Consider the following 24851-nt stretch of genomic DNA (forward strand, 5'->3'; position numbering starts at 1 on the left):
AATTGCGCATGACGACGATCATGCGACCGAAAGGACTGTATTGATCCAGTCCTTCCAGCCGCGCGGTTTCTTCGAGTTCGAGGCCTGCACGATGCAGGCTTTCGATGAGCTGTGACGGTCGCAGCTCGCTACCACTCATGGAAGCCAGTCCTCGATGCCGGCTTCGCCGATCCTCTCTTTGAGTGTGTCGAGCCAGTTCTGAATCATCGCCCGGCGGAACGGATCAAGGGGCGTGCCATCCGGACGGGATTTGCCCGCCGCCGCATCGTGAAAGGTCAGACCGCTTTCAAGCACGAGAGGAAGGCAGCTCAGCTTGGGAACGCGCAGAATAGCGGTGTCGCATCCATCGAAGTTCAGCCCATTCAATCTGCTGAGGACTTCACCATAGATGCGGTCAGGGTCGTGCCCAGTGGGAACGGTCCATTCGTTGAACACGAACACGGCGCGGCTTGGACGAAAAAGCGCACTGGCCCAGAGGCGCTCCAGATAGGCGGTATCGCCCTGTTGCGGCCCAATCATGAATGCGCCGGTGACGGAAATGCCCAGGCCCTCGGCGAGCTTGATGATGTTCTCGTCCTTCGCCCAGGTCTCGAGCGTGCGATCGCCGCCGCCGACATCGACCACCAGTGACTGCCCCGAAGCAGCAGCCCTGCCGAAGATGTCGGCGAACCATTCGCGCAGCTTCGCGGCTTCCTCCGATGTCGGCCGTGGTACGCCGTATTTGTCGTAGAGCGTCTTTGTGATGGAAATGCCCGGATTGCGTGCATCGCCGTCAGCAAGGAGTGGCGGCGTGCCCCTATAGATGGCGATCTCACCTATCGCCGATAGAAATGTCGATCCTCCGAGATTGCCTCGCCCTGTCTTAACGAGTGCGACGGGAGTTTTCTTCTTGCGGGGTTCTGCTGATGCCATATGGCCTTCCTCCTTGAAAAACGACCTTCCGATCGTGGGAGGAGCCTGACACAGGACGATGTGAGCGCCGACAGTCGGTACGGCAGGCTACTAGAAATTGCGCGCGTAGCCTCTAACCAGCAGCAACATCCCCTTGAGCATAAGTGATCTCTTTTCCGCAGGGATGGCTTCTATCATGGGCACACAGGCTCGGGCCCAGTCCGATTGCCGTTCAAAAAACGACATGCGCGGCAGTCCGGGGATTTGCTCGAAGTCCGTCCGCCCGTCGGGCGTCAACCCTGTTGCATCCAATGGCGTCAAAGCTTCCAGCGGCAGATTTTCCGGCATCCCGGCAGGGCGCGGTCCGACATAGGCAGGCGGCAAGGGCTTGAACCGATCCTCCCCATAACGGGGTGCGGCTTCCAGCATCTTTATCGGCCGCTTGATCTGCCCGATGACGACGTCCGGCGCATCGTCCTGAGCCGTCGTCTCAGAGCTGACCTGCACCGGCATCGTCGGAATTGCTGCCGATACAGGGGCGCTGGATGGCGTAGCCGGGGTCGGAGGGAAGCCCCGCTCTGCTATCTGGCGGATCTCGAGTTCGCGTTCTGCTCCTGCACGTGCGACTGAAGCCGCCTCGCGATCAGCGGTTTCCTTGGCAAGCTTGGCGGCTGTGGCGTCTCGACGGGACTGCCTAGCCGCATCCTCTGCCTCCCGCTTTTCCAGTGCAGCTCGAACCGCTTTCCTGACGCGATACCAGGTGGACTTCACCGTGTTCACAGCAGCCGGTCCGCCGTGACGGGCTCTCAACCCATCAGCGTGGGCGGCGTCGGCAATGCGTCCCCAGCGAACACGGCCGCCGCTGATCGATCTCTCCATCACCTCGAAATTTTCGGTCATCCAGAGATAGAGCGCGGAGTGTTGCCATTCGCCGCGCTCACACCCTTTGAGAGCGTCGTGAAGGGCGCTGCGCGGTGTCATCGCGATCGTCGTCATATGGCAGGCCCTCCGGTGTCTCCGTCCTAGCTATCACCCGCGAGAGACGGATGCAAGGTAGATGCGCATCGGAGCGGCAGCGGATGCTGACTAGATGCGAAGTGGATGCAAGTTTTTTCTTTCTCCATATACAAATGCAAACTTTCAGTTTGCGCTGCGCGCCGCTCTCATAGGGGAACGCTTCGACACTCGCGTAGGCACGCGGATCGGGGACGGTCTTTGCTCTTTCAACGGGCATTGCGGCGTCGAGACTGTGCTTGTGAGGCGCGGGGTCGACACGATATAAGGATCCTTGATATCGTGATATCAGGAGGTCTCATGGCACAGTTCGTTATCCGTAATCTGGACGACAGCGTTCATGCTGCGATCCGGCAAAGAGCTGCTCGACACGGTCGAGGTCTGGAGGCCGAGGTGCGCGAAATTCTGAGCAGAGTCGCGTCGGAAGAGGCTGGGATCGAGCCCGGGACAGGGCGAGGCGCTCGTATGGCCGCCCGTTTCGCTCAGGCAGGATTCCGGGAGGGTGAGGAGATCGAGGCGCTGAAAGGAGCGGCTGCTACACCAGCGGCGTTCGACTGATGGTCATACTCGACACCAATATCCTGTCGGCCTTGATGAAGGCGGAGCCGGATCCTGTCGTGATGGGTTGGCTCGACCGGCAGAGCAGTGCCGCCCTTCGGACAACGTCAATCAATGTGTTTGAGGTTCGCTTTGGCCTTGCCCGCATGGAAGCCGGGCGGAGACGGACTGCCCTGATCGACGCTTTTTCCGCCATGCTCGTAGAGGACCTGGGCGGTGCGGGTCTTGAACTCGACGACCGTGCTGCCGATGTTGCTGCGACTATAGCCGCAGAGCGTGAGGCCGTCGGGAGACCTGTCGACTTTCGAGACACGGCGATCGCGGCCATAGCTGTGCGATACGACGCCACACTTGTCACAAGGAACCTCCGGCATTTCGCCGGCCTGCCTATCCCGGTAATCTCCCCATGGGGCGCTGAATGAGTACCGCTGCGAATTAGACCACGGGATCGACACACCTGGCGCCAGAGGGGGCAGTATGGGGAGGAGTAAGCGCGGCTGCGCGCGCTCACATCGAACGCAGGCATGATCCTCTTTGAGGAAAACTGCGGAGATGATCATGCGCGAAGGTATTGAGACTGGAGAATTGGGAGAGCGGAGCGCCACGTCCGGTGTCAAAGACAGGTTTGAGATCCTGGTCGTTACCAAGCTCACCCATATCGGTCAGACAGTTGCTGACATCCATCGTCTGGTAAGCCCCTCGGAAGACGACACAGGGGATAAACTTGTAGGTGTTATGAGCCGGATCGCGGACGGGATCGAGAATCTCGGCGTTACCCTGCAGGAGATCACCGGACAACTGGACCGCGTCGAGGAGCGGATCGACGTCGTCGAGATGGCGGTACGGCCAGCACCTACCCGATGATCACGTTCCGAAAGCTCAGCGCGGAAGGCGCGGGAAAGCTCATCGTTGCCTATTTACGCGAACACAAGACGGAGCCGGAACAGGATGCCCGTTTTGAGACCAATCCTAATCGGGAATCAGGTGAGCGTCTAAACAGCTATTATACCGGCAGAGATGAGCGGGGTAGCTGGGGCCCTGATATGGGGGAGCGTATCGCTACCGCCCTTGGGATCGACCCACTGCAACTGCCGACGGACGAAACGCTGGCTCGCTTGTTCGAAGCCAAAAGGGCGGACACCGGGGACCATTGGGCCAATACCGGCCGAAAACGGGAAATCTCTGCAATCGATTTCACCTCAGCGCCCCACAAATCGGTCTCACTTGCAATCCTTCTCGCGCGATCGAGTGAGGAGCAGGCGCTGCTTTGGCAGGCGCTGCACAGGGCAAATGACACAGCGATGAAGTTCATCGCGAAGGAAATCGGGCAGGCCCGACGCGGATCTGGAGACAACGCCCATGTCGAGCAGGGCGAGGTGGCCTGGGTAACTTTCCGGCATCAGTCGGCACGTCCCGTGCTGGACATTCAGGACGGCCGTGATGGGGCAACGGCCAAGGTGGAGGTGCCAATCCCTGGGGATCCTCAGGCACATCTCCACAACCCAATGTTCAATGCCGTGGCAACAGAAACCGGTCATCTGGGTTCACTGGATTCTGCCAGGGTTACAGCGACCACAGCGCATTTGTTTGGTGCCCTCTTCCAGGCGTCGTTCGCGGCGGAACTGCGCGACCTGGGGATCAAGGTAAGGCCGGAGAACAAGGGCAGATCGATTGCTATCGAAGCGGTCCCGCAAGAGGTATGCGACCATTTCTCAAAGCGCAGCAAGCAGGCCCAGCGTCAGGCAAAGGCTTTCGCCAAAAAACAGGGTCGGAACTGGGACGATCTTTCCGCCGAGCAGAAATTCACGATGCTCCACCAGGCCAATCTCGCCTACAGGTCCGCAAAGTACAAAGGCGACAATGACCGCGAGATTTGGGAAGCCCAGGCAGAGGAAATAGGCTGGAATCGTGAATCCGTGCTGACTGGCCACCGGGCCGCGGAATTGACAGATGGGCAACGGTTTGCCGAGGCGTACAGAGTTGCGTCCAGTATGATAGCCGAGGACTTCAAGACGGCAGCAGTTCTGGATCGGGACGTCCTCAGAACTCACGCGGCTCACGGCTACATCGCTGCCGGTCTGAAAGACACGAGTGAGATCGAACAGCTTGCCAATCACATCGAGCAAAGTGGCTTGATGGTGGAGGGTAAGCATACACCGCTTCTGGTCCGGTCAGTCGACGGCCGGGTCAAAATGACGACTCAGCAACAGGTTGATATGGAACGCGAGATGGGCCGACTTGCTGGCGCGGCATCCCGGCAACGCGAGGGCGCGCTGAGCGAGCAACAGCTCGCTGAGGCGATTGCCCGATCAGGACTGGATTTTGAGCGGGAGCCAGATCATGGCGCTGCTCAGCTTGCGGCGATGAGGGGATTTGGGCAGGCCCGACGTCTGGGACTACTTGCAGGCGTTGCGGGATCAGGCAAGACGACGATGCTGCGGCCCCTCGTGGACGCATGGCATGAGGATGGACGCAAGGTCGTTGGTACGGCCATGGCCTGGAGACAGACCAACGCGCTGAAAGAGGCGGGGATCAAGACAGGCTTTGCGCTCTCCCCGCTTCTTGCGCGGATGGAGCGTGGTGAGCTGCAACTCGGGCCGAACGGTGTGCTTGTAATCGATGAAGTCAGCCAGGTCTCACCAAGGCAGTTGCTGCAGTTGCTGCAACACCGGGAAAAGCAGGGCTTCTCTCTACGTCTTTTGGGAGATCGTGAGCAGGCTCAGGCGATCGAGGCGGGAGATTCGATCGCAATTCTGGAACGGGTGCTGCCAAAGGAGCAGCAGATGGCCCTGAGTTCGACTGTCCGACAGGACAGCGCCCGCAAGAGAGAAATTGCGGGATTTTTTCGTAGTCCTGGTCGCGACCTTTCCAAGACCGAGGATGAGCAGAAAGCAATCGATCAGGCGCGCGCGCGAAAGGCGATCGATATGAAGCGTCGGGACGGCACCCTGAGTCTGGTTGGTGGGGATTACGATCAGGTCATCGCCGAGACCGCAGAGTTTTACCTGCGCCGGCGCGATGCTCTCACGGTATCGGGCTCGAAGCGAGGCATCACGATGTCTGCCCCGACGAACGAGGACGCGTTGGCGCTAGGCATGGCCGTTCGAGAGCGATTGCGGCAGCGTGGCGAAATCGATGCCCGTGAAACGGTGCGCCCGGCGATGAGTCAGCGTGGCACGGCTTCGGATTTCTATGATCTCCCTATCGCAGCCGGGGATCGCCTACGCCTCTATTCCCGAACATGGGGAACCTACAACTCCAAATGGGGCGAGAGACGTCATGAGCTTGGGGCGAATGGTGACTTTGCCACGGTTATGTCGTGGGATGATCGGGGTCTGGTTCTTCGCAATGACAAAGGGCGAGAAGGATACGTGCCGTGGGACACGCTGACCGATGCCAAAACGGGACGGATACGTCTGGGCCTAGGCTACGCGATGACGATCGATGCCGCCCAGGGAGTAACTTCAGACGAGCACATTAACGCAATGCCGCGTGGGTCTGCTGCGGTAACGGGATTTACAACCTACGTGGCAGAAAGCCGTCACGTCTCCCAGTGCTGGACATGGATAGGCGAGGGCTCTCTCAGAGAAGCGGAACAATGGTCCAGACCTCTGGGGGACACGACCCCTGTAACGATGAACGACCTTTATGATCGCCTGGCGGCGGACATGGGGCGCCACCCGTACAAGGCGCTGGGTATTGATCTGGTGCGTCAGCGCCTCGATTTTGAGGATGATCGGCGTGCGTGGATGAAGACAGAGCATGAGAACAGTGTCTCTCTCCAGCAGGGAAAGAGCCCGGGCAGGGGGGCTCGACAAAAGCGCGAGCGTAAAGGGTTTGATGCAGTCAAGCCTGAGCAATGGGACGATCTAGGGCGCAAGCTGCGCAAAGCCGGTTACGCAACGCAGAATGCCATGGATCGCGCAGCGAGGGCTCGAAAGGCCATGAAGCCTAATCAGGGCCATGGCCAAGCAGCCGCCAATCAACAGCATCACAATGTCCCAAAAGTCGTACCGTCGGGGAGAGAGCGTTAGAGTGCCATCACTATAGGGTACAGTGTATAGCCCCCTCGCGATCTGGAGCTCAGAAGGGACATTCGGATATGAGGCGTGTTCTGATCATAGGATGTCCTGGAGCAGGAAAGTCCACAGCGGCCAGAAAGCTGGCTGCCAAGACCGGTTTACCGCTCATACATCTGGATCGCCATTACTGGCGAGCTGGATGGGTCCCCACTGAGGATCTGCTCTGGCGTGAAACAGTCATTTCTCTGGCGTCGCAGGAGTGCTGGATCATTGATGGCACCTATGGAAGTACGCTCGCGGAGCGCCTAGATCGCGCTGATACGATCATCCATCTTGATTTCCCAACACGGCTTTGTCTCTGGAGGGTCATCAAGCGCACTGCCACCCATTATGGAAGAGAGCGTCCGCAGGAGTTTGTGCCAGGTTGTCCCGAGAGGGTAGACATTACGTTTCTGAAATTTGTCCTGCTCTACCGTCGCCGACTTCGTACGAAACACCTCATAAAGGTGTCAAAATTCTCAGGAGCGGTTCATAGCTTCAATCGACCGGCGGAGCTTGAGGCGTTTCTCGCTTCCCTCCCGTCAGCCGATCATGAAAAGCCCTGTCCAGATCAGGGGACTGCGACGGGTCATTGAGGTATGATGCTCCCCAGTCGGTCTTAAAGGGTTTGTACAACCTCAACCCTGCGCGTGAGCGAGAAACATATATGTCGGGAAGATTACTGTTTGTTCTCATCGGGGTCTGTCTTCTTGTCTCGGCGTGTTCAGACACCGCAACGACGCCCGGGGAGAAAGCCAAGAGTCAGTATACTCAGAAACTTGGTGATTACGGACTGCTTGGTGTCGGACCAGGCGGACCAGGCCATGGTTATTGAAGTCCCTGGGTACCTGACATGCTCACCGGCCGGTAACGAAGTGATCGAGATCGTCCCGTCGATCATGGCGCACTTCGAAACGGGCCTGTGCCTGAGCCACGAATTGCCTGTTAATCCTGCGTGCCTCGGCTTCTCCGGCCGTAAGGGTTTGCACACCATAGGTTCGGACTGCCCAGGCTATGTCGCATTGCCAATCCGTATGATCGCTTCGGCGATGCCAGAGCGCCATGGCATCATCGGCGCATTGTCGCGCCTGGGCGCGTGTCCATCCATTGATTTCCACCATCCAGTCGAGCGCCTGTTCGCTCCGCCCTTCAGTCATGGTCTTTCCCCAGTGCCGCACGGCATGGCAATCGGGGCATAGCGCGATCACGCCTTTGAGGGTCTGAATCCGTCGTGTATCGTCATAATCCCAGCCCTCATCAGCCTCGACCGGCCATCTTGGGCCACGCCCCCCGCAAACGCGACACCGCGAGCCGGCGCGGGCATAGGTATCCTTGCGAATGCGGTCCCAGTCTTCTCTCGCAAGAAGCGCGCGCAGGTTATGGCCCCAGAGTGATTGCGGAACCATCCAGGGGCGGATGTAAGGCGCAGATCGATCTCTCCGATAGCGATAGGGCAGGAATGCTTCCAGCACGGATGCCCTGTCTTGCTCGATCAGCCAGCATTTCTGGTCGCGATCGAACAGGGCGCCATGCCGCGCTGCTATCGCCCGCTGCTCGAATGGGACGCATAAGGGGATTGGGTTGCGCATATCCGCCTCGTATCCTTTCGGTAAATCCATGGCCGTCTACAGGAGCTGATCCGGATTTATAGCAGCCATGCAGTGTGACGCGCGTCTGCAAAGGCAAGGTTGAACAACCCAATACCTGCCCATAAGGGAACCCAGAGTAAAAGCCGCCATGCGGCGGATCGATCGATCTGAGCTCTCAAAGCAACGAAGAATATGATGCTGAAGACCGAAAGCCCGAGAAACATGGCCTGATTGACCATGATCCAGATCAGTCGTGCGCCTGCTGGAGCAATCACCCATCCCAGTCCGAAGACCAGGCTGAGGAGGGTGACGAGTACGGTAGAATGTCTGAAAAACATAAGCTCTTTTTCTGAAAGTCGAATGTTGGCGCGCATCACGCGTGGCACGTCGCGAACGGATGTCTGAGGGGGCTTTTTACGCGGTGCCAGAGCGGCGCCTTGCGTTGAGCATGGCGATCAGTCGGTCGCTTGGATCCTCGACGCCGAGAGCCTCATCGGTCTTGCGCAGTGCCTCGAACAAGGGCCGGTCGCCTTCGTCCGCAAGCGTCTGACCCCTGGGGGGCAGTATCTGCGCCGGTGTCGGGCGATTACGGAACAGGGCGGCGAAGGGATGCGCTGTGACGTCGGCTGCTCGTGGAGGCGCGAGATTGCTCAGTAGGATCTCGGCGTCGTCCAGCGGGCTTGCCACCGTCTCAAGAACGGATGGCAGGCGATCCATGACTGTTCCAAGGAGACCTGGCAGCGCAACGAGCTCGTCCTCGGAGACCAGATGTCTGCCCTGCGCGAGCTGTTCGGCGACGGCATCGATCGTGTGGATTTCGGGCGTCTCGGGAGTGCCGATCTTCTCGAAGCGCGGAGCGATCGTCGGGAAGACGCGGTTCTTTCCCTTGGGCTCGATGCCAGCGTAGAAGAGGCGCGCATAGATCCGCTGTCCACGCCAGAGCATGATGGCCTGGCCCTGGCGCAGGGTCTGGATGTCATTCCACGAGATCCGTTTGACCTCGCGGATATCGGCGCGGTTCTGATCTGAATAAAGACCGATATCGGACGAGTTGTCATACCCGGGCAGCATGGAGACATTCATCGTCCCACCGGTCTGTTCGACCCACTCACGCGTCGGGCCGGAATCCTCGATGTTCTCGAAGACCTTCAGCTTGGGGTTGCCGAGCAAGGGCACGGTCCGATCGCGCCCGAGTGTCGCGTAGATGGTCCCGACCTCCTGGAAAGAGAGCCAGAGGGAGATGTTCAGCTCGCGTCCCTGTGCCATCATCGCGTCCATGCCGCGTGTCGCGAAATAGCCGAACTCGTCCATCACCATGGGATAGGGCGTGTCAGACGCGGAGGGGCGGTTGACGACAACGTCCTCGTAATCACCCTCGACGGACGTTCCGAGTGCCGCAGCAAGAGCGTAACGCAGTGCGGTAATAACGGCTTTGCCGAGCGCGGCGTTGGTCTCGGCATGGTTTTCGAGGGATGGTAACATGACGACGAGGATGCGTCGGTTGTACAGCACGTCGCGTAGATCCACGTCGGGCACCGAACACCTGAAGACGTGACCGAGTGTCGAGCCCATCTGGGTGAACGTCTTGGCAAATCCACCGACGACGTATCCGTGCTGCTCCCGAACCTTGGCCTGTTCGTCTGCCGACGTCTTTGCCTTGAATCCCCCAGTCTCTTTCAAATAGTAACGGATCGGATTAAGAAGAACTTCAGGAAAATCCGTTGGCAGTGCCTTGAAATCTTCCTTATTGGTTGTGAAGTCATAAAAATAGAATATCTTGTCTTCTGCAAGAGCGCGAAGTTTTTCAATATCTGAGAAGGTAACGCGGATCGTTTCGGAAGTAATTGGCACCTTCAGGGAGTCGCGAACCCATACGAGAATGAATGCCATTCCGGCGATCAGGGAGTCTGCCTTGTTCTGGAAATACTGGCTGCTTCCATCCCCGCCACTCGCCTCATCGGGCAGAAACAGCGTCTTGAGCAGCTCTGTCATGCCCTCCGCGCCGATAGTCGCGAACGGGTTCCAGGTGTTGGTTTTCTTGTCTCCAGAAGAGACCAGGAGATTGATCACACGCACATCGGCTTCGCGGCCGAAACGGCGGGCCATGGCCTGCACACTGAACGCGAGATTATTCGACGATTTCCCGTCGATCAGCGTGAACCCACTGCCCGCAGCAAGCGCATTGCATAACAGGCTATAGATGAACTGGGTCTTCCCGGATCCGGTTGCACCGGGCAGCAAGCCATGCAAGGTCAGATCCTTGCCGGCCAGCCAGAGCTGTTGACCATTTGTCTCGTCCCAGCCCAGGAGCCAGTCGCCGGCGGCGGGGCCGATGATCTCGGCTCCTGGTCTTCTGGGATCGGGCACGATGTTGAACGGATCGTTCCCTTTGACATAAGCCGGCAGACGCAGAGGCAATTGTACAGGCCGCGTCATGACAAGGGACGTGTAGGCTACAGCGGTCAGGAAGATCACAGGGCCCAAGGCGGGGACCACAACGCACAAGACGGCGCATGCAGCCAGAGGGATCGCCGAGAAGCCGGTCGTGAGCATCTCGGCAAATTGTTTTCCGACGCTACGCGTATCGCGATACACGATGCCGTCGCGCTGCTCATGCTGGTTCTGGGGGCCGTCGATACGGCGCCTTATCGAAGCCATAGGCTCAGTCCAGCCCAAAGGCTGCGTTTGGAGACGCTGCAGCCGCGGGGGGTGTGACTTCCATGCGAGGGGGTGAGGGAAGTTTCAACGAGGGAGGGGCTTGCTGAACCGTCAGTGATCCCTGCGGCGCCGGATGGGCAGATGGCCCTGAATGGCGCGCATACATAAAGCCGAGGAAGCAGAAGCCAGCAAGCATTCCGGCCCAGGTCAGCTTCCGGGTGAAAAGGCGGCTTATCAGAGCGGCGGCGGGAGGGGCTAACCTTGGCGATGCGTCCCTGCCGTGATCACGCAGTGCTCTGGCCTGTCCGTCGGTCTCGTTCCAGACGTGCCGGGAGGCGACATAACCGGGTGATGGATCCGGACTGTCCTCATCAGTGATACTCAGAACCTTCCGTACCGGGTCGATCGTGATCGTGACGGCGCTTTGAAGCGGAATGTCGAGTTTCATCGGCAGCATATCCCTCGGGTTTCACGCCGTAAGGATACGATGCCGCGATGTGAGCGCAGTGGCGGGCCCCGAAATGGCCGACGGTCTTGTGCTGCAAAGAGCCTGCAACAGCCAAGATAGCGCGCAACTTGGTGTGCGTATTCAGGGGCGCGCGTTGATCTGCGTCCACGCCTCGAAATGCGCCAGACTCAGTCTTGTGTGTCCTGCCATATCAAGGACTTCCTCGATGACGGCGTCTATCGCCGTAAGGACAATCGAGGCTGTCGCATGATGGATCCGGGTCACGCGATAGCCTGTCCAGGCTTCGGGGTCCGCTATCAGCACGAGCCCGAAAAGACCGCTGCCGCAATCGCGTCGCCAGAGTTCTTCGGCCATGCGCAAAAGCACTGGCATAAGACCGTCGGGTCGCGCCAGAAGGTGCGGAGCGATGGGATGATGCGCGTCCATGTCGGCAGAGATCTCTCTTTGAGATCCTGAAAGGAGCGCTATTGCGGGTGATACGAGATCATCGACGTCCATTGGTCACTTCCCTCAGTAATAGGCGCGGCGCTTATGGGCGGGAATGTGGCGTCGCACCGGCCCTGCGATCAGAACCCTGAGCATGCGCAATGCAACAGGCAGGGTAAGGCCGAACCAGGCGAGCACCGAAAAGATGAGTACGCCGGTGACGGCAATGCCCAGGGTGGTAAAGCTCCAGTGAGGGAAAAATACCGCCATGGGAGCGAGCGCGCGTGCATCCACGGGGCCGATCCGAACTGGGTCGCTTGTGTTACGCCACATCCTATTGCTCACCCTGCATGGCGCGAGAGGCGGTCTCGGGCGAGATCCGCTCTTCACGCAGGGCCTTGTCGATCGCAAAGCGGAAGCTCTGTCCCTCGCGCTCGACTGCGTCCCGGACCATGGACGGCCACCGGTCTCGTGGGGCATCGAGCAGGGCATTGCGCATTTTGCGTGTGACAGGAACAAACTCACGGATCGGCGTGCGCCTGCCATCTGTCGAGGGGAGGAGGCGCTGATTGACGAGCAATCTCAGGTTTTCCACGAAGCCAATCGTCAGGCTATCGCGCTGGTCGGCTGGGCAAAGGCTGATCGCGCGTCTGATCGTTGCCGAGCAGTCATTGGTATGCAGTGAGGCCATCACGCGATGCCCGGAGATGCCTGCCTGGATAGCGGCCTCCATCGAGGCAGGATCGCGTATCTCCTGCACGATGATGTCGGTTGGTTCGCGCCGCATGCCGGCACGGATGAAAGCGTCGAAGGTTTTCACATCACGGCCGACTTCTACCTGAGTGATGGTCGCATTGATCCGTGGTACGCGATCGTAAAGCAACTCAGTGGGCGCTGAACCCTCGAAGATATTGACGTGCTGGCTCGGGTCCTCCAGGCGCCAGCAGGTAATGCCGCCCATCAAGGTCGTCTTTCCCGAGCCTGTCGCACCTGAGATGATGGCAAAGCCGTCGCCCGCATCGATCGCCTGCATGATCGCAGGCTCAACGTGCTGATGAGCGAGCCTGAGCGGATCTTCCACGATAGGCCTTGTCACCAGGGAAATGCCATTGTCAGGTCCGATGACCGAGCTTGAGGCATTGACGCGAAAGCAGTAGCGCTTTCCATTGTTGCGTCTGTCCGGCCAGAATCTGTGACCGAAATCGAGAGGCTCTCCTCCGCGCAGCGTCGTAAGGCCTGACTCCGAGCGATACATATGGCTGAGCGACGCCTGAACTTCGGAAGCAAGCATTTCTTCCGAGGTTACGCGTATCACCCGCCCGTGAATGTTCAGCATCACGCGTCTATCCGTCTCGATATCGATCCGTGACGCACCCTGATCATGGGCCCAGGCCAGAAAGCGGTCGAGCGTCTCGCCTCGCAGGCGACTTCTGTCTTCAGGCCACAGGAACACAAGCTCGCCGTTTTCCTGCTCTGTCTGGACGCACTCAACAGCTGCCATAATGCATACTCCTCGAGAGGTCGGGGAGCACGAGACCTGAGAGTGCGTTCTCGCCGCTGCGGTGACGCATCAGGGCAGAGGGCGCAATCGTATCGCCGTGATCGAAGGTTATGAGATCGAGATAGGCCTGGATCGTCAGCAACAGCAGGGCTGGCGCGTCGGATACATCATAGCCCAGGAAGCGTTTTTCCTCCCTGATCTCCCGAAATGCAGCCGGGGTCATGGCACGGCTCCGGTCAAGCGCGGTACTATCCAGATCGTAGGTGTCTCGCACCCACTGCATCAGAACCCTCGATGCCGCGCGAGCCGCGTCGAGCGACGGCCGTAACCCGAAGCCGTGACACTCATTCGGAAGAAGCCGCGTCATGTGATTTCCAGAGCCTCTAGACTACGCTCGATTTTCTTGCGGGGTAGTTTGTTTCCTGCTTCGCATTCCGCACGCCAGTGTTCGAGCGCGCCGGACGCCTCGATGCACGATGCGATGGAAACGATATGCCGGGGCAGCCCATCACGGGGATAGGAAACAGCCGATAGCGCCAGCCAAAGATTGCGATCCACGAGCTGGATGCAGGCAAACAGGCCGGGATTGAAAACCCCTGTCTGGACGCGGGCAAATTGCAGCAGGCTGAGCAGGGCTGGCACGCTATAGGCGTGTTTCTCCGTCAGCTCTCGCGCCTTGTTCCAGTCATTGCGCTTGAGATAGTGTCGAGCCATGCGCGTGACATCAGCCGGGACCCCGAGAGGCTTGACCGGCGCGCCCTTGTCGAAACATCCGGAGAGTCCTTTGGACAGTCTGCCCAGCAGGGCGGCCGAGTCCTTCTTGCGTCGCTCCGCCTGCAGGGCAAAGGCGACGAAGAGAACCTGAACGATAGGGGAGGCCTGCTCTGGCGTACTCCATACCGCTCCGAGCTGATTGCCAAGAGCTCTCTCGGCAGCGTCAGATCGCGCTTGTTGCGTGTCACCCCGACAATAGCGCTCTTTCCACTCCTCGATCCGCAGCGCAGGATCGAGCGGCCTGAGCGCCTGTGCAGCCGGGGAAGGCGCGACCAGGACTGCATCATTGCCAAGGAAAGCGCTCCCCACTGGATGGATGCGTGCGAGGGTCCTTTGCATCCCGTCCAGACCGAGGCGCTCCCTGTATTGCTCGCGGGGTGCGCGGCGGATGCATAGCACGGCCATAGCGGCAATCAGGGCTGCCAGAGGCCAGCGCATGGCGCTGCCGGTGATTGTAAAAAGCTGCCAGAGCTTGGCCGCAGTCACGCGCTCGGGCAGGGCGTCCTCGAGATCCAGGCGCAAGCCGTCATAGCGATGCGTGACGAGAGAGAACGCGCGCAGCGTCAGGTGTTGCTCGGCGAGAAGAACGCGTGAAATTTCGGTGTGAAACCGATACCACAGCCCACAGATCAGGATCGCAAAGAGGACCAGGCCACCGAGCAGAACGCCCATTGTGCGTTCGGCATCGTTGCGGCCCATGCCGCCAGCAGACGAAGGGGACCTCATGGCGAGTCCTCCTCGACTTTCCAGTGCGCACGATCGGCATCGAGGCCCGGCTGTTCCCGTATCCGCCGCGTCGTGTCTCCGACGCGCATGAGGTCATGTCCTCCCTGCGTTGAGGCATAATGCGAAGTCAGTTCGGGGGGGCGGACTTTACCCGCCTGCAGGAGAAGGCGGTAACGCGCCATGCCGACCAGGTCGCGCTGCAAACGTGCAAGATCGTCAAGAAAGATTTCGACAGCCTGTCGCTCACCGGCCGCGCGACCACGGACGAGGGCATCCTCCCAGATTTCCACTTCGTGGCGTGTTCTGGGGCGAAGCGTTTCGTCGGGCTCGGGGGGGACCTCAACGCTGCGTACGAGCCAGGTTCGCCATTGAGGGGGGGCCGTGACGAGAGCCCCCTGACGGGTGATCTCGAAGATCTGCTCCGTTTCACGAGCGGTCTGACCGGAGGGATCAACCGCTACAGCCATTTGTGCCTTCGTCACGACGGGAGGCCGCAGCATGAGACCACCATTACCGATCGGAAGTACAACTGTCCGAAAGTCGAAGACACGATCGAGTGTCGGGGCATAGCGGCGTAGCATTTCGTTCAGCGCTTCGCTTCTTGCTGCCAACCCGCCGCGCGCGCCGTAAGACCAGCCAGCCTGCCTGAGCGCGTTGTCACGAGCTGACGTATCTTTCTGTCCAGGCTCGTATCCGGGGCGCAAAGACATTTGTTGCTCGAGAGAAGGAGCATGCACGACATCGGGTATTTCGGGCGCGATGCGCGCGCCCTCTATCGGGGTGTCGAGCGCACTGGCAGCGCGGGGCTGCGTGATGTCCGGGATGGGCGGGGTGGGATCGTCGACAGGACCGCTCGATTGCGCATGGGCAAGCGAGCAAGCGCAGAGCGACAGGATGGCGATGAAAACAGGCTTACGCATGCCAGTCTACCCTGATGAGATGATGGGGAACATCGACAGCAATTGAGGCCCGGTTCTCGAGGGCAGCGGCCATTTCGTCGAGAATTGACGCGGCTGTGCCGCGCTCGATGTCGAAGATGACGATGGGTGCGGTCGACCGGCCTGCGACGTCAGCCGCATAGCCAATACGTGCGGCAAGGATCTGCACGGCTCGGTCGACCGGACCGTTCCAGTGCCACGACATTGGCCGCTGTAGTTCACCGGGGAGCACCGACCCCGCACGGACCATGGGAAAGCGCATAGCGCCTATATCGTCGAACCCGCGCAGGACATGGCCCATATCCTGCGCGATGGGCTCGGAGGGAGGCGCCGGTGGTGCCGAGCATCCTCCAGGTCCAGCAAAGAGAGTGCCGGTGGCTACAAAAAGGAAGAGAGGCCTTGGGAGGGTTAGAGCGCGGCGCGTCATGGGGCCGACTTCAGGTCGATTGCATATTCGTAGACCAGGCGCAGAACGACGAGCTCGTCCACGATATCCGGGAAATATCCCAGACCGGCCTCCTTGGAGGCTGGCCTGAAATTATACAGGCGCGAGCCCTTGTGCTCCCCGACGAGTTCGAGGGAGAGGCTTTGTCCATTGCCACGGGGAGGCTGCAACTGGATTGCGAGGAGTTCGGCGCGCGATGTCGTTCTCCCGAGCTGGTCGACGATCTCTTCGAAATGAGCGCCGATTGGTGTCTCCGGGCGTGCGATCATCAGGAAGAGCTTCGCCTCGTCCGACGCAAAAAGGCGTCTCATCCTGTTCATGCAGCGTTCGTAGTAGGCCCGATTCAGGGGCTCGCGTATGTCGCGATGCGCAAAGACACAGGCGATCCCGAAGAGCCGACGATACAGGACATGGTCCTCCTCAGCTTGCTCGGGCAGAAAATCCTGAAAATCTGTCTGCAGGCAATGGAGAACCATCGCAGGTGTCGCCCAACCCCAGTCGAAGGGTAGCGAATAGCGCTTGAGGTCTGCATTCTTAAGGATGCCCGATGCAAGGCAGTGCGTACCGAGTGACGCGACATGCCGCACGTTGCGCCCGCCGATCGTGCGCGTGCCATAATCCGGCATCTTGGCCGAGCGCCTGTGGCGATGACGGGTGAGCTTTTGCCTCAGATGCAAAAACCAGGGCGGCGTAAGATCGTAGGTTCCCGGCTTCACATGGATGCTGGTTCTGCGATCGGATGATGCGTCAGGCAAAATCATTCCTCAGTCCGGCTGCAGCATGGTTCTTCATGGCGTCATTCTGCCTCAAGGCGATGTGAGCGCGTGCAGCCTCTCAGTTTTTGGAGGCAATCTGCTCGACCGGTGAGTGGGCGCTCCGTGCGAGCCGACTGACGTTTGCCCAGACACGGGCCTGATAGGCTCTGTTGAAAACCGGTGTCGCCGAATTGTAATTCCCGACGCGCCGCCAGAACTCAGCGGGATTATCCGGTGTCTGGCCACCAAGAGCTGTGGCGAGGATCCATGCCCCGATATGGATGTTGAGGCACCCATCATTGAGGACGTGATCGCGGTCGATCCCCATGGCTGCAAGACGCGCAAGCCAGCTCGAGTTGATCTGGGCCGGGCCCATATCATAGGAGCCGTTCTTGTTGCGCGAGACGCTGCCAGCGCGCCCACCTTCGGTCAAAAGGATTGCGCGGAACAGCACCTCCGGTAGCCGGTATTGTCGCGATGCGTGCCGGATACAATCGCCGTAATCCGGCATGACGGGCGAGGGGGGAGGGATTGGCGTCTCAGGTAAGGGAGCGTCGTGTCTACCAACGGGGGTATCCTTGCCCGCGCCTGCCCAGGCAAGGACCCATGCCCCAGCAGCGATGTTGATGCACACATCCTCACGAACGGCCTGCAGGTTGAAGCCTGCGCGCTCGAGGACCGGAAGCCATCCGGGATCGATCCCCATGATGCCTATCCCGCCTGGGTGGGTATGCGCCGTGACCGTCTCGATGATGCCGACAGGCACATGGTACGCTTGCGCCATGATGGCGGTGCAGGGCGGAAGCGCGGTCATCGCGGCTGACAGATATGCAGCGTCGAGTACCCATAATCGCCGTACCAGAACGTTGCCCCGTAGGTATCGGCCGTGCCAGCCTGGCAGGAGTAGTTGCCTGTAGCAGGGTTGACGGATGCATAGCCTGCAAATCCGGTCGTTGTCGGTGGAAGATAGCTGTAGAATTGTTTGAAGGTCAGACTTTGCCAGATACCCCTGGTGCAGGACAGGATCTCGCCACTGCCGTCATTGCGGCCCGTCGTCAGGCCTGGTTGCCCGCAAGACGCGCCGAGCGCAGCTGTCCCACTATATTGCACCCCGGTCGTCGCGCTGACTGTCGATGCCGAAACCGGCGCGAGCGACCCGTCCGGGTGCTGTACGTAGAACTGGCCCGGCGTCCGGACGGCAGCGTTGTCGTTATCGCCATAATAGGAAGCCGTGCCCTCATTGATGTTATTCCCGTTGGGTAGATTGAGGGAACCGGCAATGAGGGGGGCCAGGCTTCCATCGGGATGCTGGATGAACACCTGATTTGGTGCTCGTATCGCTGCGTTGGAACCATCTCCATACATGGAAGCGCTGCCCACCTGCAGCGAGTTGCCCTGAGGAAGCTGTACGGAATTTGCCGTAAGCTGGTTTCCGACGCTGAAGTTCTGATCCACGTGCCCGTTCCCGCTGGAGTTGATCCAACTTCTGGGGTTTTGCCCTGCCGGACCCGCGCCAATCGTGCCTTGAGCAGCCACATCGAGGGTTGCGAGGCCGCCGCCCCATCCTGGGGGCAACGTGTTCGCGTCTACGCCGAGGCTCCCTATGCGGCCGGAGAACTGGGCAGCAGCGCCATTAGCGATGTTGTTGCCGCCCATATCGAGCGTTGCATTCATCCTGTTCAGCTCCGGATGTCCTGGAACATTGTCACGATACAGGATGTCGCTGTTGTACTGGGCGCTCGCGGAAGCTGTGGCGATTCCATAGAAATGCCCGGACCCGGGGTTTGGAAGGCCGGAGAGCGGCAGGCGCCATTTTCCCATATTGCCGATAGCGGTACCGCTATTGAGCGATGCCATGACACCATCCGGTGGGACAAAGCCCGATTGCCCTCCTGCCATTCCGACGACCGATGTCAGGGCGGGGAGACCGAGCTGCGTTCCTCCCGCGCTCTCCACATAGGCCTCGATCTGACCGGCCTGAGGTTGGGTCAGGAAGATTTGCCAATACTGTCCAAAGGGGTTTGTGGCCGTGAAATTGGGAGGAAGGTCATTCGCCGCAATCAGTGCAGGAAGACCAAGCTGGGTTATCGATCCTACAGGCACTGCGGAAAGAAGCTGCGCGGAATTGGCGTCGACATACGCCTTGGTGCCATCCAGAAGGCTCTGGAACTGGCTTGCCGCAGCAGCATAGATCACCCGGTTTTGCCCCTGTTCGTGGACAGTCGAGAAGAGCCCGACCATGTAGATATTCATCAACATGGAGGCGATCATGCCGAGGACTTCATGCATGGTGACTTAGATCCGATACAGACGGCGTGAGTCATGAGGCAGCTGGTACCCAGCCACTGGAAAGTATCGCCTGATGCGATGTGAGCGCAGAGCGCAGCCTGAGAAACCCACGTGCTACTGCGAGTAGCCGGTGCCGGTGAAAATTACGACGGAGACGACATCGCCGGCCGGGACCGCAATCGGAAGTGGCCCCATATCGCCGAGGGAGGGTGTCGACCATCGCGTCCCTGACGATGTGCCAATCGCGTGATCGCCCTGGGATGCCTGCATCACACCGTCAATCAGACCGGGCTGGGCGCTCGCCCAGGTCACGATCGTCGTGCCAGAGGATGCCGCGATGATCGTGTTACCCGGAATGATTTGTGTCGTGACCCCTGCATCGAGCGTCAGGGCTGATACCGGGATTGCTCCCGATCCCAGCCCCGGATGACTGGAGACGTAGGTCTGCACCGCGTTTTTATACGCGAGGAAGGCATAACCCGCTCCGGCCAGATTGGGGGCCTGGGGAAACAGCCCCTTATAGACCGTGCGATCCGAGGCCATCTCCGCCCGAAACAGCACGATCAGAACCAGGCCCAGAAAGACAAAGGCTGGCACAGGGGATCAAGAGAAATTCATGACATAGGAGAGCTGCACGGAACTATAATTGCCAGCAGTGCCATTGCATGCCTGAGCGACCTGGCTTGCAACGTTCTGGCCGGCTCCCATGTTGATCGCGGTGCCGTTGATGTTCATGTAATTGACCGATTGTGCATTGGCCAGGCTTGCGCAGGCTGACCCGGGAACCTGACTCCAGGTTTCATAGAACGTACCGCCATCACTCGATCCTGTCAGCTGCACGGTGCTGCCGACCCAGGGGGCCTTGATCGTCTGACCGTCACCATTGAGCATGTCACTTGGTACAGCCCCGGCCCGGATCGCTTCAGCATTGCCTACTGTGGAAAAATTGGTGGCTCCGTTGATGCTGCCGCCATAGATGGATTTAATATGCGTGGAAATAAAATTGGCGTCTTCCACAGCCGTATTGCCAAGGCCGCCGGAGAACATCTGGTTCACGCCGCCTGCAGCCTGTCCCAGAAGATAGACACCGACGAGCAAGGCGCCGATCATGATGAGTGCTTGGAACATTTCTGATTTCCTTGTTTGTTGATGGTATTAGAAGTGCGTCGGCATGAAATCGAAGAGCTGCTTGTTGAGCTCGGCGACCAGGAAAAAGACCACCAGGATGCAGACGAGCTCCACGGCGCGCGCGCGTCTGATGGCCGTCTTCTCGATTTCATCTGCCCAGATCGCGTTGGTTTCGAGCAGTCCGTCATAGCTGTCACCATCGCCCGTCCATTTCGCGTCGATGTCATCGATCATGTCGGGCGAGGGGAACAGGAAACCTGACTCATCGAGGGCGACAGGCAGGAGCCGTGCATGCTGGCCCATAAGCACGGCGAGACGATCGAGACGTTCGCGCAGCCAGGGCGACGCGTGCTCGGCCTGTTGCTCGAGGACCTTCGTCTCCGACCGCCCGGAGCGGACGAGGATGACGAATGTCGAGAGCCAGACATATCCCTGAAGGCCACGATAGGTTGACCAGGGCGGAAAGCGCTCGAGGAAAACCCGGACGCGACCCGTCAGAAAAAAGAGGCTCGAAGTCACGCCCAGGGCCAAAGCGACCAGTACCAGGCCAAGATAGGCCGGGCCGTGTCCGGTCGCCCATTGCGCAACGCTGATAAGACGTTGCTGTGACGGCGTCGGCGGGTTGCGCGAAACCTCCATGAGCAGCTGCAGGGAGGGCAGGGCCTCCTTCGCCATGAAGACAAGCGTTCCGATCATCAGGACGAGATACATGACGAAGGAGCCGTACATTCTAAGCGTCGCGAGAAGAATACGACGCGTACGGCGGCGCAGATCGATCAGCAAAGAAAGCGAGGTCGCGATCTGCCCACTGGCCTCGCCGGCGGTAATGATTGCATATTCGTCGCGCGGAATGACCGGCTGCAGAGCGCGAGCAAGTTTTCTTCCCTGCTGCGCCATATCGAAATGGGCACGCTCGACGATTGCCGCGGTCCCTGAGCGACGGGTGCGGCGCAGACGTCTTGCATGGCGTTCGAAGAGACGCTCAGGCGTGCTGGGCTTCTTTCCTCTCATGCGAGGGATCATCGTTTCGTAGAGCAGTTCGCGATGTCCCCACCGGAAGGTGTAGAGCGCGAGGAGGCGACCGAACGGTGTCAGTCCCTGCATCCCTTTGGCCGGTCCACGATCCTGGGTCAGTATTTCAATCGCCATGATCAGACCGCCTCTTCCATGAGCTTCTCAGCGTTGCGCTGATCGGCCTCGCGCTCGAGTGCACCGCGTTTGCGATCGAGGTCGAGCTGCGCCTTGGACGGGATCTCTCCGACATCGGCCAGGATGGACTTGGGGTCGATGCGTCCGTCATAGGCAAGGGCGATTGCGCGCTCTGCCATGGTCCTGTCTGCGTTCGGGCGAGAGCGGAACCTGCGTCGGGCAGCGGTAACGCCTCTGGAGACGAAATCATTCATGAGCTCTTCGTCGGTCATAACGACTTCGGCGACCGCGATCACGCCCGTGGTACCGGTATGATTACAGTGCTCACAGCCCTCCGGGTTGGCGCGATAGAGTTGTGTCGTATCGCCCCATTCGCCTAACGCACTGCGTGCAAGCCGCGGCATACGGGCATCGTCACTCGGCCATGGCTGTTTGCAGTGATCGCACAGGAGTGGAACGAGGCGTTGAGCAACGAGGCCAAGAATGATGGTGCTGTTGCACGTCACCCGAAAAGCCAGACGCTCGAAGGCCATGTTCTGCAAACGGAGCGGAAAGTCGAATATGTCGTCGACGTGCAGGGTGGTCATGACCGCATGACCCGTCTGCGCCGCATCGAAGCAGGTGAGGGCGACCTCTGCATCTCGAATTTCGGCAATGTTGATGCTGTCGGGATCCATACGCAGCGCCGCGCGCATGTTGTCCTTGAATTGCGCGCCCGCTTCCTCCGCATTGACCGCGTTGATGACTTCGAGTTGCACCGATCCCGGGACGGGATACTCGACCGGCTGTTCAATGCAGACGTTGCGCTTATCGGGCGAGATGCGTGCCTTCTCATTGGTGAGCTCGACCATCGTCGTGGATTTGCCCGAGCCTGTCGGCCCCGTCATGATCACAGCGCCCGAAGGTTTGGAAATCATGTAGATGAGACGATCGACCTGTGCGTCATCGAAACCCATGGCCTTGAGCTGGCATTTCCCGGCAGGGGCTCGCGGCATACGAAGGCTGACACCTACAGGCAGGGCAACGCGTGTCTTTGTCTTGCCCCGATACTGGAGGCGCAGCGACATGAAGGCACCGCGATTCATAGCCGGGTAGGACGGCCCTCTGACGATGCGAACGTTTTCCAGGCCTGAGCCTTCGAGCTCCGTGCCTGGAATACCACCGTCCTGGATCTCGAATTCCTTGATCTGATTATCCTGGCTGGGTCCGATACGATACAGCGCGATCATGAGATCGTGAGCATCGTCGACCGTCAGGTCGCGCAGGTGACGGATACTCTTCTTGATGCGCACGCTGATTTCGGCGTGATCGCGAAGCACATGGATATGGATGTCGCTCGCGCCCAGCGCGCCGCCGAGCCGAACGAGTTCAAGCGCCTTTTCCTTTGCCGTCTCGGCCGAAGCCCCACCGCGGTTTTGAGGCTGAACGATCTGGGCATGCGCCCGAGCGTCGTCGCGACGCCGCTGCAAATCGGCAAGGGCCTCATAGTGCACCGTATGGACCCTGCCCGCTTCTCCATCGAGCCATTCGAGCCACAGGCGCAGGTCCGGGTCGTTGCGCTTGCCGACATCGATATAGACGACATCTCTCTCATGGTCATGAAATACATGCTGCTGTTGTGCGGCTGTCAGGCTCAGGGCAGCAGGTTTTTTCCGGAAGAGGTTTTCGAAAACGCCCACTCCTATGCTCCTCCATCCAAGACGGGCGATGATGCGTGGCGTGCCTCCCCGCCACGGGACATCATCTGCCGGGTTTTACCGGTGTCATGGGCCAATGGCCCTTCGGCTATGCGATTATGTGTCCGCGTGATGTGAGCGCAGACAGAGGAGATCATTATCGCGGCATCTCAAGCACGGGGGCCGCCACCGATGCTTCCATGCGATAGCCTGCGCCTGTCATCACGACGCCTCCGGCCGGGGCGGCTCCGGTCAGATGAGACAGGGACTGGATGCTCAAGCCGGACACGTCGTCCCAGAACGCATTACGTGGATCGGTCGGGAAAACCCAGGAGACGCCAGTCGCGATCGAAGCAGGCTGGCCGGGGACGGGCATGCCGGCTGTCTTGATCTGCGACAGAGTGACCTTCGGTCTGATACCGAGCGTCTGCAACCATGAGACGAGCTGCTTGGTGCCGTCACCCTTTGTATGCCGTCTCATCGCAGGGCGATGAAAAATCAGCGGTACCGTCTGGCTGATCCTGTCTCCATTCGCGCTCATGGCACCAACAGGCGCGTCGGCCAGGGTACCCCCCGACCTCAACCACTCGAGGGTCAATGTCTTGTCCGCACATTGCCAGGATGTCTGGATCCAGCCTTCATGGAAAACAGGCTGATGAAGCACGCCGTCCATACAGCCCTCCACCCATTCCGAGGGCGGGATCGGTGCATTGCGTAGTGCGGTTTCGGCAATGATGTTCTGCCTTGCCGCGGCCTCTCGTTGCGCTTGTTCGTCCCGCAGCCGTTCGATATGCGCGCGCCATAGATGGTGGCCTTCATAGGCCAACAGGAGCGCAGCTCCCGCTGCTATGGCTGGTTTCCATTGCGCCTGGAGGGAGACCTCGTGGAATTTGACCGTCTCGGGCTTGAGCGTTGCCAGTATCGTGTCGAGACCATGGCCGTCGATAAGACGCCTTTCGCTGAAGCGGCCCATTTCGAAGCGCTCGACAAACGCGTCAATGTCCCCGGATGCGACGATACGGTCTGTTCCTGGCAGGAGCATGGCATCATGGTCGGTTGCGATGACCCATATGGACCCGTCCGGGAGACTGATCTGCGCGAAGACGTCAGCACCAAGCGCCCGCGCCATAAGCGGGGCGAGAGGGTTGCCACGTTTGAATGCCAGCCTCTTGCCACTCTCCGATGTCAGCATGGCCGCAAGATCGAAGAAGCCGAGCGCAAGGGGGGTCGATTTCATGACGACGTAGTGGGTTGCGCGGGAGGCTCTGGCCCGCTGACGCAATGCAGAAGCACCTGGCTGATTGCGCGTGGTCATCCATGTCGCACCGACGACCCATTCAGTATCGTTCGCGCGAAAGATCAGGCTCACCGGGGTACCCCCCCGCCTGGCGAGGGATAAGACCCGGCCGGCAGCGCCTGACCTTGTGTCGGGGCGCGCTCATCTGCAGCAGGGATCAGAGACTGACCATTATCCATCGGCAGCCGAACGAGCGTATGACCACGTCGCACGTAGACCGTATTACCGTCGATCGCCGCTACTGACGTTCCATCCGGAAGAAGACTACCGCGCGTGACATCAACCGATCCGCCATCCGGCAGACGCAAGGTGGCGGTCGGCCGGTCCTGTGCATCGCTCAGGATCATGACGATGACGGGGAGTTGCGGTGGGGACGGTTTCTCAGTCATCTGGGGCGGAGTCTGGATAGGCTTTGACGCCAGAGCAGGCGGCATGGCAACGCCAGGATATCCGGGCAGGATCGGAGGAAAGGTCGAAGCCGGCACAGGCGCGCCGCCCCTCTCCTTG

At 59.8% G+C, this 24851-nt stretch carries 25 protein-coding genes; 4 read left to right on the plus strand and 21 right to left on the minus strand.

From position 1 onward, the window contains the following. Positions 1-135 precede the first annotated feature (135 nt). Together AA0535_RS11325 and AA0535_RS11330 are read right to left on the minus strand one after the other, a co-directional pair. Complete coding sequence (locus tag AA0535_RS11325; protein ID WP_264816320.1) at positions 136-912, minus strand: hypothetical protein; 777 nt, start codon at positions 910-912, stop codon at positions 136-138. A gap of 90 nt (positions 913-1002) precedes the next feature. Beyond that, the gene (locus tag AA0535_RS11330) at positions 1003-1887 is read right to left on the minus strand and encodes a hypothetical protein (protein WP_264816322.1); all 885 of its coding nucleotides are present in this window, start codon (positions 1885-1887) and stop codon (positions 1003-1005) included. 318 nt (positions 1888-2205) lie between these two features. Between AA0535_RS11330 and AA0535_RS11335 the strand changes: the two genes are divergently transcribed. From AA0535_RS11335 to mobF, 4 genes are all read left to right on the plus strand, one after another. Next, positions 2206-2463, plus strand: coding sequence for a FitA-like ribbon-helix-helix domain-containing protein (locus AA0535_RS11335; protein ID WP_264816324.1), 258 nt, complete (start codon positions 2206-2208; stop codon positions 2461-2463). Continuing rightward, positions 2463-2885 carry a type II toxin-antitoxin system VapC family toxin gene (locus AA0535_RS11340; RefSeq protein ID WP_264816327.1) on the plus strand — a complete coding sequence of 141 codons (423 nt, stop codon included), beginning with the start codon at positions 2463-2465 and terminating at the stop codon, positions 2883-2885. The genes AA0535_RS11335 and AA0535_RS11340 overlap by 1 nt, the downstream gene beginning before the upstream one ends. A gap of 130 nt (positions 2886-3015) precedes the next feature. Beyond that, positions 3016-3327: a hypothetical protein gene (locus tag AA0535_RS11345; protein ID WP_264816329.1), complete on the plus strand. Its 312-nt coding sequence runs from the start codon at positions 3016-3018 to the stop codon at positions 3325-3327. Then, the gene (gene mobF / locus AA0535_RS11350; protein ID WP_264816331.1) at positions 3324-6497 is read left to right on the plus strand and encodes a MobF family relaxase; all 3174 of its coding nucleotides are present in this window, start codon (positions 3324-3326) and stop codon (positions 6495-6497) included. The genes AA0535_RS11345 and mobF overlap by 4 nt, the downstream gene beginning before the upstream one ends. 884 nt (positions 6498-7381) lie before the next feature. On the opposite strand, the gene AA0535_RS11355 is transcribed toward mobF, so the two are convergent. The 19 genes from AA0535_RS11355 to pilP all read right to left on the minus strand — a co-directional run. Then, positions 7382-8113 (minus strand): hypothetical protein, encoded by a 732-nt coding sequence (locus AA0535_RS11355; protein ID WP_264816333.1) that lies wholly within the window; start codon positions 8111-8113, stop codon positions 7382-7384. 56 nt (positions 8114-8169) lie between these two features. Next, positions 8170-8490: a hypothetical protein gene (locus tag AA0535_RS11360; RefSeq protein ID WP_264816336.1), complete on the minus strand. Its 321-nt coding sequence runs from the start codon at positions 8488-8490 to the stop codon at positions 8170-8172. Positions 8491-8527: 37 nt separating this feature from the next. Next, entirely contained in the window at positions 8528-10771 is a 2244-nt protein-coding gene (locus AA0535_RS11365) for a TraM recognition domain-containing protein (RefSeq protein WP_264816339.1), read from the minus strand. Positions 10772-11360: 589 nt separating this feature from the next. Next, positions 11361-11666: a hypothetical protein gene (locus AA0535_RS11370; protein WP_264816340.1), complete on the minus strand. Its 306-nt coding sequence runs from the start codon at positions 11664-11666 to the stop codon at positions 11361-11363. A gap of 84 nt (positions 11667-11750) precedes the next feature. Continuing rightward, positions 11751-11999 carry an IcmT/TraK family protein gene (gene icmT / locus AA0535_RS11375; RefSeq protein WP_264816343.1) on the minus strand — a complete coding sequence of 83 codons (249 nt, stop codon included), beginning with the start codon at positions 11997-11999 and terminating at the stop codon, positions 11751-11753. A gap of 1 nt (position 12000) precedes the next feature. Further along, positions 12001-13167: a type IV pilus twitching motility protein PilT gene (locus AA0535_RS11380; RefSeq protein WP_264816345.1), complete on the minus strand. Its 1167-nt coding sequence runs from the start codon at positions 13165-13167 to the stop codon at positions 12001-12003. After that, a complete protein-coding gene (locus AA0535_RS11385; protein WP_264816348.1) occupies positions 13154-13534 on the minus strand; it encodes a hypothetical protein in 381 nt (126 codons plus the stop codon). The genes AA0535_RS11380 and AA0535_RS11385 overlap by 14 nt, the downstream gene beginning before the upstream one ends. Continuing rightward, the gene (locus tag AA0535_RS11390; RefSeq protein WP_264816351.1) at positions 13531-14667 is read right to left on the minus strand and encodes a secretion/conjugation apparatus DotM-related subunit; all 1137 of its coding nucleotides are present in this window, start codon (positions 14665-14667) and stop codon (positions 13531-13533) included. Before AA0535_RS11390 ends, AA0535_RS11385 begins: the two co-directional genes overlap by 4 nt. After that, on the minus strand, positions 14664-15587 hold the full coding sequence (locus tag AA0535_RS11395) for a type IV secretion system DotC family protein (protein ID WP_264816353.1): 924 nt from the start codon (positions 15585-15587) through the stop codon (positions 14664-14666). The genes AA0535_RS11390 and AA0535_RS11395 overlap by 4 nt, the downstream gene beginning before the upstream one ends. Further along, positions 15580-16032: a DotD/TraH family lipoprotein gene (locus AA0535_RS11400; protein WP_264816355.1), complete on the minus strand. Its 453-nt coding sequence runs from the start codon at positions 16030-16032 to the stop codon at positions 15580-15582. The genes AA0535_RS11395 and AA0535_RS11400 overlap by 8 nt, the downstream gene beginning before the upstream one ends. After that, the gene (locus AA0535_RS11405; protein ID WP_264816357.1) at positions 16029-16805 is read right to left on the minus strand and encodes a papain-like cysteine peptidase; all 777 of its coding nucleotides are present in this window, start codon (positions 16803-16805) and stop codon (positions 16029-16031) included. Before AA0535_RS11405 ends, AA0535_RS11400 begins: the two co-directional genes overlap by 4 nt. A 79-nt stretch (positions 16806-16884) precedes the next feature. Further along, positions 16885-17589, minus strand: a complete 705-nt coding sequence (locus tag AA0535_RS11410) for a transglycosylase SLT domain-containing protein (protein WP_264816359.1) — start codon at positions 17587-17589, stop codon at positions 16885-16887. A gap of 26 nt (positions 17590-17615) precedes the next feature. Next, on the minus strand, positions 17616-19094 hold the full coding sequence (pilV, locus tag AA0535_RS11415; protein WP_264816361.1) for a shufflon system plasmid conjugative transfer pilus tip adhesin PilV: 1479 nt from the start codon (positions 19092-19094) through the stop codon (positions 17616-17618). Positions 19095-19208: 114 nt separating this feature from the next. Beyond that, complete coding sequence (gene pilM, locus AA0535_RS11420; protein WP_264816362.1) at positions 19209-19691, minus strand: type IV pilus biogenesis protein PilM; 483 nt, start codon at positions 19689-19691, stop codon at positions 19209-19211. A 6-nt stretch (positions 19692-19697) separates the two neighbouring features. Next, on the minus strand, positions 19698-20222 hold the full coding sequence (locus AA0535_RS11425) for a type 4 pilus major pilin (protein WP_264816365.1): 525 nt from the start codon (positions 20220-20222) through the stop codon (positions 19698-19700). Between the two features lie 27 nt (positions 20223-20249). Continuing rightward, positions 20250-21371: a pilus biosynthesis protein PilR gene (locus tag AA0535_RS11430; protein ID WP_264816368.1), complete on the minus strand. Its 1122-nt coding sequence runs from the start codon at positions 21369-21371 to the stop codon at positions 20250-20252. A 2-nt stretch (positions 21372-21373) separates the two neighbouring features. Beyond that, positions 21374-23050 carry a GspE/PulE family protein gene (locus AA0535_RS11435; protein ID WP_264816371.1) on the minus strand — a complete coding sequence of 559 codons (1677 nt, stop codon included), beginning with the start codon at positions 23048-23050 and terminating at the stop codon, positions 21374-21376. Between the two features lie 154 nt (positions 23051-23204). Next, positions 23205-24416 carry a type 4b pilus protein PilO2 gene (pilO2, locus tag AA0535_RS11440; protein WP_264816373.1) on the minus strand — a complete coding sequence of 404 codons (1212 nt, stop codon included), beginning with the start codon at positions 24414-24416 and terminating at the stop codon, positions 23205-23207. Continuing rightward, positions 24413-24851: type IV pilus biogenesis protein PilP (gene pilP, locus AA0535_RS11445; RefSeq protein ID WP_264816375.1), on the minus strand; the 439-nt coding region annotated here is incomplete at its 5' end. The genes pilP and pilO2, both read right to left, overlap by 4 nt.

Origin of the sequence: Asaia krungthepensis NRIC 0535, from assembly GCF_025995175.1 — a bacterium.
In the GTDB taxonomy this organism is placed as follows: Bacteria; Pseudomonadota; Alphaproteobacteria; order Acetobacterales; family Acetobacteraceae; genus Asaia; species Asaia krungthepensis.

Excerpts from the sequence above, each read along its gene's own strand:
- AA0535_RS11335 (WP_264816324.1), top strand. The coding sequence starts at position 2,206 with ATGGCACAGTTCGTTATCCGTAATCTGGACGACAGCGTTCATGCTGCG.
- AA0535_RS11365 (WP_264816339.1), bottom strand. The coding sequence starts at position 10,771 with ATGGCTTCGATAAGGCGCCGTATCGACGGCCCCCAGAACCAGCATGAG.
- AA0535_RS11390 (WP_264816351.1), bottom strand. The coding sequence starts at position 14,667 with ATGAGGTCCCCTTCGTCTGCTGGCGGCATGGGCCGCAACGATGCCGAA.
- mobF (WP_264816331.1), top strand. The coding sequence starts at position 3,324 with ATGATCACGTTCCGAAAGCTCAGCGCGGAAGGCGCGGGAAAGCTCATC.
- AA0535_RS11330 (WP_264816322.1), bottom strand. The coding sequence starts at position 1,887 with ATGACGACGATCGCGATGACACCGCGCAGCGCCCTTCACGACGCTCTC.
- AA0535_RS11400 (WP_264816355.1), bottom strand. The coding sequence starts at position 16,032 with ATGACGCGCCGCGCTCTAACCCTCCCAAGGCCTCTCTTCCTTTTTGTA.
- AA0535_RS11410 (WP_264816359.1), bottom strand. The coding sequence starts at position 17,589 with ATGGCGCAAGCGTACCATGTGCCTGTCGGCATCATCGAGACGGTCACG.
- AA0535_RS11380 (WP_264816345.1), bottom strand. The coding sequence starts at position 13,167 with ATGGCAGCTGTTGAGTGCGTCCAGACAGAGCAGGAAAACGGCGAGCTT.
- AA0535_RS11385 (WP_264816348.1), bottom strand. The coding sequence starts at position 13,534 with ATGACGCGGCTTCTTCCGAATGAGTGTCACGGCTTCGGGTTACGGCCG.
- AA0535_RS11355 (WP_264816333.1), bottom strand. The coding sequence starts at position 8,113 with ATGCGCAACCCAATCCCCTTATGCGTCCCATTCGAGCAGCGGGCGATA.
- AA0535_RS11345 (WP_264816329.1), top strand. The coding sequence starts at position 3,016 with ATGATCATGCGCGAAGGTATTGAGACTGGAGAATTGGGAGAGCGGAGC.
- AA0535_RS11425 (WP_264816365.1), bottom strand. The coding sequence starts at position 20,222 with ATGTTCCAAGCACTCATCATGATCGGCGCCTTGCTCGTCGGTGTCTAT.
- AA0535_RS11430 (WP_264816368.1), bottom strand. The coding sequence starts at position 21,371 with ATGGCGATTGAAATACTGACCCAGGATCGTGGACCGGCCAAAGGGATG.
- AA0535_RS11325 (WP_264816320.1), bottom strand. The coding sequence starts at position 912 with ATGGCATCAGCAGAACCCCGCAAGAAGAAAACTCCCGTCGCACTCGTT.
- AA0535_RS11340 (WP_264816327.1), top strand. The coding sequence starts at position 2,463 with ATGGTCATACTCGACACCAATATCCTGTCGGCCTTGATGAAGGCGGAG.
- icmT (WP_264816343.1), bottom strand. The coding sequence starts at position 11,999 with ATGTGGCGTAACACAAGCGACCCAGTTCGGATCGGCCCCGTGGATGCA.
- pilV (WP_264816361.1), bottom strand. The coding sequence starts at position 19,094 with ATGCATGAAGTCCTCGGCATGATCGCCTCCATGTTGATGAATATCTAC.
- AA0535_RS11395 (WP_264816353.1), bottom strand. The coding sequence starts at position 15,587 with ATGCGTAAGCCTGTTTTCATCGCCATCCTGTCGCTCTGCGCTTGCTCG.
- AA0535_RS11370 (WP_264816340.1), bottom strand. The coding sequence starts at position 11,666 with ATGGACGCGCATCATCCCATCGCTCCGCACCTTCTGGCGCGACCCGAC.